Annotated in this window: 14 protein-coding genes; 4 read left to right on the top strand and 10 right to left on the bottom strand. The window is 46.3% G+C overall.

Features of this window, described 5'->3' with window-relative positions; translation table 11 throughout:
- The 4 genes from QUA58_RS25630 to QUA58_RS25615 all read right to left on the bottom strand — a co-directional run.
- Window positions 1-465 (bottom strand): tetratricopeptide repeat protein (locus QUA58_RS25630; protein WP_333396736.1); only part of this gene is annotated, 465 nt, incomplete at its 3' end.
- A gap of 109 nt (window positions 466-574) precedes the next feature.
- Window positions 575-994: a type II toxin-antitoxin system VapC family toxin gene (locus QUA58_RS25625; RefSeq protein WP_333396733.1), complete on the bottom strand. Its 420-nt coding sequence runs from the start codon at window positions 992-994 to the stop codon at window positions 575-577.
- The gene (locus QUA58_RS25620) at window positions 991-1,557 is read right to left on the bottom strand and encodes a hypothetical protein (protein WP_333396731.1); all 567 of its coding nucleotides are present in this window, start codon (window positions 1,555-1,557) and stop codon (window positions 991-993) included. The genes QUA58_RS25625 and QUA58_RS25620 overlap by 4 nt, the downstream gene beginning before the upstream one ends.
- Window positions 1,558-1,725: 168 nt before the next feature.
- Window positions 1,726-2,328, bottom strand: a complete 603-nt coding sequence (locus tag QUA58_RS25615; RefSeq protein ID WP_333396729.1) for a hypothetical protein — start codon at window positions 2,326-2,328, stop codon at window positions 1,726-1,728.
- Window positions 2,329-2,410: 82 nt separating this feature from the next.
- Between QUA58_RS25615 and QUA58_RS25610 the strand changes: the two genes are divergently transcribed.
- Window positions 2,411-3,304 (top strand): hypothetical protein, encoded by an 894-nt coding sequence (locus QUA58_RS25610; RefSeq protein WP_333396726.1) that lies wholly within the window; start codon window positions 2,411-2,413, stop codon window positions 3,302-3,304.
- 232 nt (window positions 3,305-3,536) lie between these two features.
- On the opposite strand, the gene QUA58_RS25605 is transcribed toward QUA58_RS25610, so the two are convergent.
- Window positions 3,537-4,019 carry a hypothetical protein gene (locus QUA58_RS25605; RefSeq protein ID WP_333396723.1) on the bottom strand — a complete coding sequence of 161 codons (483 nt, stop codon included), beginning with the start codon at window positions 4,017-4,019 and terminating at the stop codon, window positions 3,537-3,539.
- Between the two features lie 213 nt (window positions 4,020-4,232).
- On the opposite strand from QUA58_RS25605, the gene QUA58_RS25600 reads away from it, so the two are divergent.
- Window positions 4,233-4,418: a ribbon-helix-helix domain-containing protein gene (locus tag QUA58_RS25600; RefSeq protein ID WP_333128561.1), complete on the top strand. Its 186-nt coding sequence runs from the start codon at window positions 4,233-4,235 to the stop codon at window positions 4,416-4,418.
- Between the two features lie 126 nt (window positions 4,419-4,544).
- Entirely contained in the window at window positions 4,545-4,730 is a 186-nt protein-coding gene (locus QUA58_RS25595) for a ribbon-helix-helix domain-containing protein (protein WP_333396722.1), read from the top strand.
- A gap of 346 nt (window positions 4,731-5,076) precedes the next feature.
- On the opposite strand, the gene QUA58_RS25590 is transcribed toward QUA58_RS25595, so the two are convergent.
- The 5 genes from QUA58_RS25590 to metK form a co-directional block, all read right to left on the bottom strand.
- Window positions 5,077-7,041, bottom strand: a complete 1,965-nt coding sequence (locus QUA58_RS25590) for a HAMP domain-containing sensor histidine kinase (protein WP_333256310.1) — start codon at window positions 7,039-7,041, stop codon at window positions 5,077-5,079.
- A gap of 126 nt (window positions 7,042-7,167) precedes the next feature.
- A complete protein-coding gene (locus tag QUA58_RS25585; RefSeq protein ID WP_333256308.1) occupies window positions 7,168-7,500 on the bottom strand; it encodes a hypothetical protein in 333 nt (110 codons plus the stop codon).
- 88 nt (window positions 7,501-7,588) lie between these two features.
- Window positions 7,589-9,505: a HEAT repeat domain-containing protein gene (locus QUA58_RS25580; protein ID WP_333256305.1), complete on the bottom strand. Its 1,917-nt coding sequence runs from the start codon at window positions 9,503-9,505 to the stop codon at window positions 7,589-7,591.
- A 460-nt stretch (window positions 9,506-9,965) separates the two neighbouring features.
- Window positions 9,966-11,141, bottom strand: a complete 1,176-nt coding sequence (locus tag QUA58_RS25575) for a family 10 glycosylhydrolase (protein ID WP_333256302.1) — start codon at window positions 11,139-11,141, stop codon at window positions 9,966-9,968.
- 203 nt (window positions 11,142-11,344) lie between these two features.
- On the bottom strand, window positions 11,345-12,607 hold the full coding sequence (metK, locus tag QUA58_RS25570) for a methionine adenosyltransferase (protein WP_333256299.1): 1,263 nt from the start codon (window positions 12,605-12,607) through the stop codon (window positions 11,345-11,347).
- Window positions 12,608-12,909: 302 nt separating this feature from the next.
- On the opposite strand from metK, the gene QUA58_RS25565 reads away from it, so the two are divergent.
- Window positions 12,910-14,634: an AAA-like domain-containing protein gene (locus tag QUA58_RS25565; protein ID WP_333396719.1), complete on the top strand. Its 1,725-nt coding sequence runs from the start codon at window positions 12,910-12,912 to the stop codon at window positions 14,632-14,634.
- The last annotated feature ends 81 nt before the right edge of the window (window positions 14,635-14,715 follow it).

The raw sequence follows: 14,715 nt of genomic DNA, 5'->3' as shown, positions 1-14,715 counted from the left end.
CCGATCGCCCACTGACCGCCTAATTGGTAAAGCTTGGTTATAGTATTTCAATGCTTCTTGCGGTTGGGAGATGCTGTTGTAGGCTAAACCAATATTATTCAAAGTAGCAGCTTCCCCAGAACGATCGCCCACTTCTCGCCAAATTGGTAAAGCTTGGTTAAAGTATTTCAATGCTGATTGCGGTTGGGAGATACTGTCGTAGTTAACACCAATAGAATTGAGCGCAATAGCTTCACCTTTTCTCGCTTTAAATTGTCGCGCAATGGCTAGAATCTGCTGCCATGTTTCTATTGCTTGTCGCGGTTTTCCTTGCTGTTGTTGCTGTATTGCTTTGTCTATGAGTTGCTCTAATTTTTCAGCCTCTGCATTTTGACTTTGCGCCCAACTCGGTTGCAACATCATCGGCACAGTCAGAGGAGTCAGACACACACCCAAAACCAAAACACTGCTAATAAATCGTTTCATTATTTTTATAATTCACCAAATTGGATTAATAGAATAGGTATCAAACGCAGAATCTTTACTTAATATAGGTATCCCTTACACCATTGCTTGTGCAATGATAAGGCGATATTTACACATACCAGTTTTCTATTGTTAAGCCTAGAAAATCTGCAAAGTCTGAAACATTGTTCGTCACAAGTATCAGATCGTTTACTTTAGCGATCGCCGCAATTTGACCGTCTGCAAATGATGGAGTTTTTCCAATACTGGAGAGACGCGCTCTTTCTGTCGCGTGCCAGATGGCAGCATTAGTATCATAAGGCAGCAGAGGAATTTGAACTCGAACTGTCTCATAGAGATAACTTTCTAGAATTCGACGTTTCCTTGATTCAGGAAGTCGCTTACACCCAAATAAAAGTTCGTGAAATACAACTGTTGCCGTCGCAACTTCTTCTTTATGTCGCTCTAACATTTTGACCACATTTGCATTCGGAATTGGTCGAGTTGGTTCCGAAAGTACGTTAGTATCTAATAAAAATCGCAAAGTCACAAAATAACCTCGCGCCCTGGTGATGAATCTCTGAGTCCCTCAAAAACTTCTGCCTCAATTCCTGCTTCTTCTAGATTGTTTTCTTGACGAAACTTTTGGATGGCTTCCCAAAAATTTTGAGGTTGCTCAATCTGGCGTTGTTTCTCAATTTTAGCAATAATTTCAGTTAACTCAGCAGATACTTTAGTCAATTCTTTAGCTTTTTCCAGCAAGCTATTGACTAACGGTGATGGCAATAACTCCAGCGGTTCATCAAAGTCATCAGAAGTTGTAATTAGTCCTCGATCGCTCCCAAACAGCGGGGAACGGCCCTGTGTTTTATGAGATTGCACTGATAATTGTCTATTAATTGCACGCTCACTTTCTAGGAATTCTCCAATTTTTCGCCATTCCTCTCTGTCTTCATCTGACAAACCTGCCAAAAACTCTTTCATCTTTGCCAGCTTCTTCTCAGAGTTTAGCGAAACTTCCCCGACTTCAAGCAGAACTTCTGAACCGTCAGGAATGTTCGGATTTTCTGAAATTTCGATAATATTACCCCGTTTTATCCCTTTGATTTGCATGGTTATATGTCCCTTTTAACGAACTTTTACCTATTGTAGCATTAGGAGCTTCATTGAAATAGACAGGGCTTATGCACTTCGACTAAAGAAACCGGGTTTTTTACCGAATCTGCGGACTGCAACGAAATATTTTCGTAAAAAAACCCGGTTTCTGACCTCCCGACGGACTCAAGAGGGAGTCGCTGCAATTGTCATCGTCTTTTTCTGCACATCAAATTGCATTTCATCCACGACAAATTGCCGTTTATTTTTCCCATCTCCAACCATAACTGACCTGAGACTGTCCAACTTGTCAAGAGAAAGAACAGACTCTAGCTTCACCTCCGCTTGACCTTGATTCGGATCTAGCAAACGAAAAGCGTTCATGGGAATACCCCGCCAAGTCTCTGGACGGCCTTTCGCTGGAGTGCCATCGCCCCGAAGAATTGGCCCCCCATTACTGTAATAAACCACCGCAGTTTTGGAAAACACAATTTTATCAATTTGACTCAAGGGGATTGATACCTTGTCCCGTCCTCGCTGAATCGATATTTTTTGCGTTTTCTCGTCAATCTCTACAACTCTACCGCTTTGTGGTGTGCCCTTTTTCATAGAAATTTTTGCATCCGTCGGCAACGCTACGGGTATCGGCCCACTAGCGTTAGCCTCTGCTTGTACCGATCGCAAATTCTGTTTCTGAACTTCCTGACTGGCAGCATTAACTTGTGCCGCCATACCCGCTATAACTGTAAAAAGTGCTACAACTAGAAATGAAAGTGTTTGGCGTTTCATCGTCCCCTAGACCCCCTTCAAGGATAGGCGTTAATCCCCTAATGTCTTGAAATTGTACTACACATCCCTTGAAGGTAATTCCGTGAGCACTACTCCCCAACCTACTCCCGAACCGAATATTTTAGGCAACTTTGCCAGTGTTGTTGGCTTACTCGGTGCCGCTTTGTTTTTCACGGGGTGGATTTATCGCTGGTCTTATTTTTACTGCTTTCAGCTAAATGTAATTACCCTCGATTTACCAGTAGAATCGTTTTTCCTAGTACCGCTTCAGGTATTTTTAGGCGATGGCTGGACAATACTCAGAAGTGCGATCGCCCTTCTGCTCGCAGCCATTGCAATTTATCACAGTTTGTGGCTGCTTAATAGTATAAGTAAGAAAATTGCTGCTACACTTAATTCGACAATTGCAAGGTGTGTTTCCTATGCTATCACAAGAAGATTATGGCGAATTACCCGCATTCTGGACTCTTGGCAACAATTCAATGTCAATAGATATAACTCGATCAAATTATTGCGATCGCTCGTTGACGAAATTATTATTGTCGGTTGGGTATTGCTAGTTTTATTCTGGTCAGCTTACCACCAAGGTATTGCTGATGCCCGACGCGACGCGGGCGAAACTTCGACTTTACCTGTAGTTACTTTAGTCGCCAAGGAAGATAATATTGCTTTAGGCAGAAAGCTCAATAATGTCTTTGATGACCAACTTACTCTAGAAAAGTATAAATTCATTGGCGATAAAGGTTTATTTGACGACTGGCTAGGCAAGGCAGACACGGATACTTCTAACCCCAAAGAACCTAGAGTTTGGCGGTTGCTTTTGGAAAGAGGAAACTGGATTTATCTGTTTCCGGCTTTAACAAAAGAACAGCAAACAAACCCTAAAGCTCGCCCGCCAGTGATTGCCATTCAACAAAGTCAATCCGGCGATCAATTGTTAATTGTAAGTCCCGCACCTTCTCAACCTTCTAAATAAATTTGGGGCTGGTTGATTGGATGCCAAAATAGTCGAGATCCCCCCTAACCCCCCTTAAGAAGGGGGGGAAAAGAGCATTCAAAGTCAACCCCTACTCCCCTTCTTAAGGGGGATTTAGGGGGATCAAAACTCAACAACAAGTGAGAGATACAAAGTCAACCCCTACTCCCCTTCTTAAGGGGGATTTAGGGGGATCTGGATTTAGTGAACCTACGGGATTTGTGTTTATTGATTAAGCCCGATCGCACACAACTTCAAACACACCCCCTGGAATAAACCGACACAAAGCCCTCCGCCGATCGTCCGCATCTTGGCGGTTGACAAAACGCGCAATTGTATAGTGCTCAGCATTCGGTAAAATGCGGACGATCGCCCAAGAAGTGCGATCGCCCCCCTTTAACTTTTCAGGTGTTTTCCCTCGCGAATTTGAGTGGAGTTCGATCGCGGGGCGATCGGCGATCGTCGGAGAATTTGCTTTTCTGAGAGTGTTGAGGTAGCGGGCGATCGTACTTCCTTTGAGATTCGCCCCGACGCGCAGAATCAGAAACACCGCAAAGCTTTCGATCTCTGGCCCAGTCATGCGCGCGCGATCGGCCTCAAAATCCTCATCAGAGTAGCTGCGGATACCTGACAGCAGTTGCGTGATGCCAAAATCATTCAAAGCTTGTTGATAGCCGCGGTTATATTCGCTGCCGTCGCTCACAGGCTTTACCATAGTAATAGTCTCCTTTTATGTGGATTGTCTCTTTGTATTTGGGGAACCATCAGCCAGCGCGGGCCCTGCAAAAGTTCAGCGCTGGCTTTTGACTATCTAAGATTATACCACTTAAACGTTACATATATGTGTCGATAATGACGTGAACTCGACAAAACAGCCCAGATACAGCACAATGACGATCGCCCTAGACAAGAAAATACTGAGCCTCTGATGACCAAACGCTTAACCACTTATTTGGCTGATGGAATCCATGACATCCTTGAAGAGTGGGCAAGTCAAGAACGCCGTTCAGTCAGCAGCTTGTCAGCATTCATTTTGGAGCAAGCAGCCAGAGAACGTCAAAAGGAAATGAAACAACAGCCCCAGCCATCGGATGACAAGCAGGAGAAGAGTTGAGTGCAGTTGGGGCGTGCAATAGCAGCATAGTGCTGTGCAAAAGCAGCATTATGCTGCATATTCGACAAAATTGTCTAAAATACTCGACAACGGCGATCGGCTTAAATAAGAAACAATTAACCTCTAATGGCTAAACGCATATCAACCTCGATAGGAGAAGGAATCCATGACCTACTTCAAGAGTGGGCCAATGAGGAACGCCGTTCAATCAGCGGCTTGTCAGCATTCATTTTGGAACAAGCGGTGAGAGAACGCCAAAAACAAGTGCAAAAACAGTCCCCACCATCCGATGAGAAACAAGATAAAAGTTGAGTGGAGTTTATGCGATCGCTCTTTTACTCCCTTCCCGGTAGAAGATTATCTACTTGTTGCTTCTTCTTCCTGATTCTTCCTTCGTGTCCTAGCGCTAAGGCGCCGCTCCGCGTAACGCGTCTTCGCGGTTCAATAATACTAAATGAAATTTATCGGCATAGACTTAGGTTGGAGATCAGGAGCAAGCAGTTTGTGCAGTTTGAATTGGCAAAATAACCAATTAGAATTAATAGAGTGCGATCGCCCCCACTAGCCAGACTAAAGCATTTGGACATAAAGCCAGAGGTTTGAAACATAAATTTTCGCCCCTCTGCCTACCCCCTAAATCTCTCGCCCAAACATCACATCACCCGTTTCCCGTCGGTATCCGCACAGTGAAAATAGACCCTTTCCCCTCCTCACTTTCTACCAAAATCTCCCCGCCCATCATCTGACAGTAGTAGCGGCTAAGTGTCAGCCCCAATCCGGCGCCGTCGTACTGTCGCGTTGATGAACAGTCAGCTTGCACAAAAGCTTCAAACAATTTGTGCTGTTGTTCTTCCGACATTCCAATTCCGGTATCTTTAACAGATAAACAAATCCAATCCGACTCTTCAACATTCAGCAGGGGACAAGCGATCGCCACAGAAGGAGTTTGATCGGCAGGCATTGAATTGTCAATCGCCGATCGCCCTGCAGCATTCAATTTGCCACTTCCTTCAATGCGCCTGACAGTCAGTTTAACCCTGCCGTTTTTGGTAAACTTAGCAGCATTACTCAGCAGGTGCATCAAAACCTGCCGCACTTTTTTGAAATCTGCGTGCATGATACCCGCAGTTCGATCGCACTCAATCTCCAAAACATTGCCATTTTTCTCTACCAACGGTTTCGCGGCACTCGCAACATTGTCAACCAGGGATTGGATGTCAAACTCCTGGATTTCGAGTTTCATCCCCCCAGCTTCAATTTTTGACAAATCGAGGATATCGTTAATCAAAGATAGAAGGTGCCTGCCCGCCTTCTGAATCTTGTGCAAGTCGGGTACAAACTCATCACATCCCGCATCTTGGGCATCTTCTGAAAGTAGTTGACTGTAGCCGATAATCGCATTTAAAGGCGTCCGCAATTCGTGGCTCATATTTGCTAAAAACTGGCTTTTAGCAGTGTTAGCAGCGACGGCGACTTCCTTAGCTTGTTCTAATTCTTTTGTATGTCCCGAAACCCGCTCGATTAGGTGATTGAGAGAGGCAGCCAGAGAGCCGATTTCGCCTTGTCCGGTGACGGGTGCTCGCAAGTCAAAATTAGACTCAGCGGCTACTTGTTCGGCCACCTGAGTGACGCTGATAACAGGTTTGGCGATCGCCCGACTGGTGCGGTCAGCAACCATTCCGGCTACCACGACCGACAGCAGCATACTAATAATAATTATGGCTTTTTCCATTCCTTGAGCGTCTTCCATCACTTCACCGCCTTGCCCCTCTTGCTGCTGGGCAATATCGAGGATTTGGCTCAATCTCTCAAGGCTGCTGTTGAGCTGTTTTACACCTTCTCCGCTTTCTGTTGCCAACAATTTTCTGGCAGACTCTATCTCCCGAGGTGACAGTTGCGATTGCTGGATTTGCTGCAAAGTTGACTTGAGAGCATCGGCATAGGATTCTAAATCTTCCGTGCAATCTTGTAGTAAACTTTTGAGAACTTCCGGCTTTGCTGCCAGCCAAGCAGGTTGGCTATCGGCAAACTTTTCTATGCGTAACCGCAGCTCTTTTGCCTGAAAAATGCTCTTGACAAACTGCTCTTCTTGCAGTTTCAGCTTGGCGGAATTATCTACAAAAGAATCTAGCTGCGCTCCCTGCAATTGTGCCGCCAGCGCTGCATCTTTAAAATTGCCGAGCAATTGCGCTTGTATGTGAGCGTCATTGAATTGTTTTAATCCTTGTCCTTGGTAGTAATCGGCAATCACCAGCCCGCTCAAAGAACCCAAAAATCCGATTCCTATTGCCAGAAAATACCCGCGACCAATTTTTTTATGGATGGACCAATCACCAATTTTATATGGCAACATTTTGCGGATTTTTAAGGATGGTATTTCTACAAAATCCTGGCTGGATATTTTCTTGTGTGCGGTTTCTAGAGAAGCGACTTGTTCAGAAATAAAGAGCGGCATCAGTTTACCTACCTTGCTATTTTTTTTGTTTACCTTTCGCGTTGCCACAGGTTCTTTCTGCGGGTTAAATGGTTCTAACTCTCGATTAAACTCGCCTTGGTATTCCCAAACGGCAACCGATAAACTTGGTTCGTTCCCTGTTTTTTTTAGCAAGTTAATTTTTGACATATGCAACCGCTGTAAGCTGTTAAAATCTACCACGCTCTTAAGTTCTCCCAATGGAAAAGCTTGTCTATTTGACCATAGACATCTGCGAAAAAGCATCTGAAACTCTTGTCGAGTCAGAGTAGAAACTTAAATTCGGTTGATGACTGTTGCCAAATTACTTTTTCGACTCGTAAAAGTCTGCAGCAGGCAAAAAAATAAAAATTTATCCCCGCAGTGAATTATCCCCGCGTGGAATGTTACAGCCAGAAAATTCTGTCTGATAGGTTTTGCCTGTGACTTCCCCCAAGCTGATATTGTCTGTTGACAATGCACCCGATTCCTCAGCTTGGGAGTTTTGCTGCCAGCAATGCGACGATTGCTAGACGGTTTTTGTTGAGCATCCGACAACTTCTTAGCACAGAATGTCACAAATGCAGCAGCCGATCGAACTTTTGCACCCTGGCGATCGGCTTTTGGCATCGTTGCCCCGCAAAGACAAGTCTGAGGTGAAGTGTCGTTAGTTGAGTATAACTGTAGCCCTTGCGAAAAGAAACCCGGTTGCTGCGAGTCAACTGTTGGCGATTGCGAGTTCTGGAGTTGCGGTAGTCAATTCGATCGCCAGTGCTAGCTTACCGTCTCTACCCAAAGCTTCATCCGCCAAGTGTACCATCCAGCGATTCGGCTTAGCTTGGGGTCTGGCGGCAAGCACAACGGCCCAAGCTTCCCGTTCTTTGCCACGACCCAACAGCGCAGCACAAACAGTCAAAGCTGTGGCCGTTGAACGGCTGATCCCACTTTGGCAGCAGATCAGCAAACTGCCTCCCTGCGACGACATTTTGAGGGCAAAGTCAATAATTTTAAGTACATCCTCAAAGGTAGGCAAGATTTGATCGGGGTCGTCAACGGGGGTGTCGAGGTCGTTAAACTCCAGGCACATTCGGTTCTGGATTTGATGAAAAGTTTTGGGATCGGGCAAGCCCGGACTGCCGATCGAGATCAGGTATTTAATCTCGCGCCCCGCAGCGCGCTCAACAATGTATTCGCTGGCTTCTGCTTGCGAAGCAATCAGAATTTTCGGCAGTTTTTCACCCGATAAATCTGCAGAGACTGAGGGAACAAAATCAACTGTTTCTGCCTCAGTGCTGACATCCGCCAAATATTGGACAGCCAGCGCCCGAACGTCAGCAAATTCGCGATTTAAAGCTGTTTCCAGAGCAACAATAGCAGCCGTTGAGCCAATTTGACCGAGGGATTTAACAGCCTTTTGGCGCACTCCAGAATTTTCGTCCCCCAGCAACCGCACCAAACCTGCCACAGCTTCCTCTGTCCCAATTTCCCCCAAAGCAGCAGCAACTCTCCACCGTACATAAGATTCGCTGTCGCCAATTGCGATCGCCAGTCCCGCGACCACCATTTTTTGCAATTTCGCATCTCCCTCTGTATTGATGTTCCCAAGGGCAACCGCCGCCCGGCCGCGCACGAAAATGTCTCGATCCGAGAGCGAGCCGATTACCGCCACCATAGCCACCTCACTGCTGATTTCCCCCAAGGCAGAAACTGCACTGCCGCGCACGTCTGAGTCGTCATGGTTGAGGGCTTGCACCAGACCCGCCACAGCCGTTTCCGTGCCGATTTGTCCCAAGGCCTCGGCGGCCCTCAAAGAAACTGCATAGGAGTCGGGATCGTCGTGAAGCAATTCTACTAAGCCGGGTACTGCCTCACAATCGCCGATTTTCCCCAAAGCGGCCGCCGCCCTAGCGCGGACGATGTGATTTTCGTCTCTGAGGGCATTCAGCAGCCCGGGAACTACCTCAGAGACGCCGATTTTCCCGCAGTTGACCGCCGCCCGCCAGCGAACCTCGGAGTCTTGGTGTTTGAGGGCTTTCAGCAGCGCGGGGACGGCTGTTTTCTGGTTAATTTTGCCCAAGGCCCAAACAGCCCAGGCGCGCACCCCGGAGTCTGGGTGTTTGATGGCTTTGAGCAGTGCTACGGCGGCTGGTTTCGAGTCAATTTCTCCTAAAGCCCAAGCGGCCCAAGCTTGCATTTTGGAATCTTTGGATTCGAGCGATCGGGCTAATTCAATTACTGCCGCTTCGGAGCCGATTTTCCCGATCGCTCGAATCCCATGAAGGCGCACTGCACTTTCTTTGTGGTTCAATGCCGCCACCAGCATCGGAATTGCCCGATCGGAACTTGTTAGGGCCAGCAGTTGAATTTTGAGCAGCGGCGAAGTGGGGATTTTTTCGATTAATTTTATGGTGGCTATTTGAAATTCTGGCTTTACCGTTCCTGCTAGCTTCGAGCCGAGTTTTAAATTTACTTTTAGAGCTAATTTTACTGCCCGCAAAGCCAGACTTTGCTGTTCTACTTGCGGCAATATAGTCGCCAAGGTGTGCATCCCTTGTTTTTGTTTCAAATATTTTTGATGGAATTGAGCATCGCTGAGCTCGGGTAGCTGTTGGATGAGGCTTGCTGCTGAGGTCACTGATTTATCCTAATATTTTGGCGAGCGGTTGAGATTGCTCTTTTAAGCTGTCTTTAAAAAATATGGCGTCTACAAAACGCTACTTCTAATCAAAAAAAGCTTGCACCACTTCTAAAATATGTCTCATTCCCCTATTTTTGCAACTCCCCAATTATTAATTATCGGGTTTGTTTGGCGATCACCTTGACAATTAGTAGCGCTTGCTGCTTGGCATTGCTGGGTTTTGAGATAGCCTAACTCTGCTATATCGTTTTATACTCACATCTTGCACCATTGTCAGCAACAGGCAAGATGCCTGTTCCACAAGAAAATTCACCCTTTGTGGAACAGGCATCTTGCCTGTTAATCCCAGCTTATTGAGAATGGTGCAACGTCTTATTTTATACCAACTTGCTTTGAAATAGCGATCGGCGGGGTTGACCGCAGCCAACCGGAAACAGCTTGATTGCGGGACAATCTCTCAACGAGCATAGGGCCCTTTTTTCAAAACCTTAGCCAAAGCGTTATCGTTATCTCGCAAACCTTCGTAAAAAAACATCACTTCTCCTTGAATGCCCTGAGAGCGGTTGTAAGCAATTACTTGCAACAACAGCTCGGGAGTTATGCTATATTTGCTACCTCGATTCGTCAACAAAATACCGGGCGACACGCACTTTACTTGCTGCCCGCTAAGCTGTCCCGACATCATTTTATCGACCAATTGTTTGTAAGCATTAAAATCGCGACGATAAAACTGCGGGTGAAGCAGATCCACCAAGTTTTTGTCAACCCAAGCTTTAGAATCTTGCAAATATTCCACCAGTCCCCAGTCATAAGGACTCGGCGACATCGATAGCAACAAATCAGGATTAATAGCTTTCACTTCTCGGTGTAAACGAGCTACAAACTCAGTAATAATATTAGCACGCCACTGTAACCAATGTTGTTCTTTACAATCCGACGGCGCTGCTTTACCGCATTCTTCTCGATAGCGTTTAACCGTTTTTTCGTCGTAACCGCCTTCTACCGGAAACGCAATGCGATCGTCTCCTTGAACCCCGTTTACCGGATAATTCTTAGCCACTTCCAGCATCAACCCCAGCACAAAGTCTTGCACTTCTGGGTCAAGAGAATTCATCCAGTCAAAGTTATTTTTCTTAAGTAAATTGCCGCTGGCTTCACGGGCGGTCCACTCAGGTTTTTTCGCCAGCAAATGACCGCCCTTGCGATTGTAAGAACTCACAAATCCGTATTCAAAACAAGGAATAACTTTTAAACCCGCTCTCTTGGCCTCAACACATATTTCTGCTAAGGGGTCGCGACCTTGATAGCGCGAGTCAATTTCCACCCCAAATTTTTCTCGCATAATTTTAGAAGGATAAGCCGTATAACCCTGGCTCCAAATTATAGGAAAAACGGTATTAAATCCCGTATCGGCGAGAAAGTTCATTCCCTCAGCAATTCGCTCTTTTGATGTGAGAACTTTGGAGTCAGTGGTGGTTATCCAAACGCCGCGAATTCCACCGGGATTGTTAGTCGCCAACGAACTTGGCAGGGCTGCGGGATTTGGTGCAGAAACTCCAGTAGTCCCCAACCGCTGTTGGAGGGAAGAGACAAAACTGCGAATTGCTGATTGAAAAGGTCTGAAAAATCGCATTTATTTATGTTTTTTTCTTTGAAGGTGGGCACTGCGCCCGCTAGGTTATTGATTGGTAGCACCCGGTATTATTTATGGATAAGATTCGCCGAAGAACCGCCTATATTATTTATGGATAAGGTGCGGAGTACGCACCCTATATTCATTGGTAGCACCCGATATTATTTATGGATAAGGTGCGCTGCGCGCACCCATAAATTGTACTATCCAGCTACTCCAGACAACTTCTGGCTCAAAGCTTCTTTCAAAAGTTCCGCCTTATCAGTTTCCTCCCAAGGCAACTCTAAATCAGTGCGTCCGAAGTGACCGTAAGCCGCCACATCTTGATAGAAACGGCCGCCTCTTTCAGCAGGCAAATTCTGCAAGTTAAATGCTTGAATGATGCCCGCAGGACGAAGTTCAAAATGCTGCTTCACAACTTCTAAAAGGCGATCGTCATCAACTTTACCAGTGCCAAAAGTTTCGATCATCATGCTAACAGGCCGCGCAACGCCGATCGCATAACTCAACTGCACTTCACACTTTTCGGCCAAACCAGCAGCCACGATATTTTTAGCAACATAGCGACAAGCATAAGCCGCGCTGCGGTCTACCTTGGTGGGGTCTTTCCCAGAAAAAGCGCCGCCGCCGTGGCGGGAATATCCGCCGTAGGTATCCACAATAATTTTGCGACCCGTCAAACCCGAATCTCCTTGAGGCCCGCCGACCACAAATTTGCCGGTGGGGTTGACAAGGAAGCGAGTTTCTGCATCCGGCTTCACGCTAATATCGGCAAACACGGGTTGGACAACTGCAGCCCAAAGGTCTTCTTTAATCTTGGCTTGAACTGCGAGCGTTTCTGTGATATCGCCGATCGTTTCGGTATGCTGGGTAGAAATTAAAATCGTATCTATGCCAACAGGTTTGCCGTCCTCGTAAATCACCGTAACTTGGCTTTTGCCGTCGGGACGCAGGTAAGATAACTGACCGGTTTTGCGGACTGCTGCCAGTTGACGGCAAATCCGGTGCGCTAAACTAATCGGCAGAGGCATCAATTCCGGCGTTTCGTTGCAAGCAAAGCCAAACATCAAGCCTTGGTCGCCAGCGCCAATGGCGTCCAATTCCTCTTCACTCGATTGTTCCCGGCTTTCGTGAGCCGTGTTGACCCCTTGAGCAATATCGGGAGACTGAGAATCAAGAGCTACCAACACTGAGCAACTATTGGCGGAAAAGCCGTTGTCAGCGTGGATGTAGCCAATATCGGCTATTTTTTTCCGGGCTAATTCTATGTAATTTACCTGAGCTTTAGTGGTAATTTCGCCCGTCAGCAGCATTAAGCCGGTGTTGACGACAACTTCCGCTGCGACGCGGCTTTTGGGGTCTTCAGTCAGTAAGGCATCTAAAATCGTATCTGAAATTTGATCGCAGATTTTATCGGGATGGCCTTCAGTGACCGATTCAGAGGTAAACAGGTAGCGACGTGACAATGATTATTTCTCCTTAGATGGGGACTCTTCCTGCGCGACATCGACGACCAACGAGTTATTTTTCAGGTAAAGGCCAAGAATGAGCGCGTCTGGGCTACCGTCGAATTTTTGTCGGTCTGTAGAGCCGTGTTGAAGCAGGGTTTGAGATTGGGTAAAGTGACACTACTATAGCAAAGTCAGTTCCGGGAAGTCCCTAAAAACTTAGATTTTGTAGGATTGTCGATCGATCTTGGACACCGCTCGTCTACCCCCTAACCTGACAAAGGTAAGATACAGTCAGGGTATCGCCTTGTGCAAGGACTATGGCAGGACTCCAAAAATCACCAAACTTGATCCAAACAGTTGCCGACTTAGAATTTCCCGGCGGCCCCATACCGCTTGACTCTCGATTTTATATTGATCGCTCAGGGGCCGAAGCCCTGGCCTGTGCAGAAATTAGCAAACCCGGAGGCCTTGTTCGCATTAAAGCTCCCAAAAAAATGGGCAAAAGTTCGCTGATGCTGCGGATAATTCACGCGGCAGTCGATCATGGATACCACACAGTAACTGTAGACTTTCAGCAAGCCGACGCAGCGGTTTTTGCTAGTTTAGATAAATTTTTGCGCTGGCTTTGTGTCAATGTCGCTCGGCAACTCAAACTCGAACCAAATATTGATGAATTCTGGGATGAAGATATGGGCAGCAAGGTAAGCTGCACTATTTACTTTGAAAACTATTTGCTCGCACAAATTGACAGTCCCATTGTCTTGGTTATAAACGAAATAAATCGAGTATTTGAACGCACAAACATTGCTCAAGATTTTCTGTCGGTGATCCGTTTTTGGTATGAACAAGCTCGCGCTAGCAAAACTTGGCAAAAACTCCGCACCGTTGTTATTCATTCGACAGAAATTTATATTGCTTTGAGGCTTAATCAATCTCCATTTAATGTAGGAATGCCGATTAAACTCTCAGAATTTACTGCTGAAAAAGTTCAAGATTTGGCGTGCAGACACGGACTGAACTGGAGCGAGATCGATCCGATCGAGCAATTAATGAACATGGTAGGCGGGCATCCTTATTTAGTGCATTTAGCGCTGTATCACCTGGCAATTTTGCAACAAAATCGCCTCTCAGTCGATCGGGATGAACCAGGGCAGGAACTCGGGCTAGCCGAGTTGGCAGAATTGTTAACAGCAGCTCATACTCACAGCGGGATTTATAGCGACTACTTGCAAAATCAGTCGATCGCCATTCAACAGCAGCCCGAACTCGCCTCTGCATTCCAACAAGTTGTCGATGCTAAAAATAGCATTCATCTCGAACCTTTGATGGCTTATCAGTTAGAGAGCATGGGACTTGTCAAATTAGAGGGAAATAACTGTAGTTTGTCTTGCGAATTATATCGCCTGTATTTTCAAGGGCAAAATTTGTGCGAGGACAAGTTGTCGGTGGTTCGTTTTGAGGAGTTGCAACAAGAAAATCAAAGGCTGCAAGCTTTGGTGAATGTGGACGAACTTACTCAAATTGGTAACAGACGATATTTTGATAGTTGCTTGCGAACGGAATGGAAACACATGGATCGCGAGGGGTATCCGATATCTTTAATTTTGTGCGACCTCGATTATTTCAAAATATATAATGATACCTACGGACATCAAGCAGGAGATGAGTGTTTGCGATTGGTAGCTCAGACAATTCGCCGATCGCTCCAGCGTCCTGCTGATGTAGCTGCTCGCTACGGGGGCGAGGAATTTGCTGTGATTTTACCTGAAACTGATGCGTCGGCGGCTCTGGTTGTTGCCGAACAAATTAGAGCGAAAGTGAAAGCTTTGAATATTGTTTTCAACCCGGACAGTGTTGACGGTCTACCTAATTCTGTATTAACGATTAGTTTGGGAATTGCCAGCGTTGTTCCGAGCGAGGAAAATGATGCGACAACGCTGCTACTGGCGGCTGATGAGGCTCTTTATGACTCGAAAAGGCAGGGGCGCGATCGGCTGACTATGAGCACGCTTTTGAATTTTCGATTTGCTGCTGTTAATTAGGATTCATATATAGCAGTTCTCAGAAAGATGAGGTATTGACCAATCAATCCCTCAATCCCTCAATCCCCCAATTCCCCAATC

This window comes from Microcoleus sp. N9_A1 (assembly GCF_036701795.1).
In the GTDB taxonomy this organism is placed as follows: Bacteria; Cyanobacteriota; Cyanobacteriia; order Cyanobacteriales; family Microcoleaceae; genus Microcoleus.
This window is presented reverse-complemented; position numbering and strand designations above follow the sequence as displayed.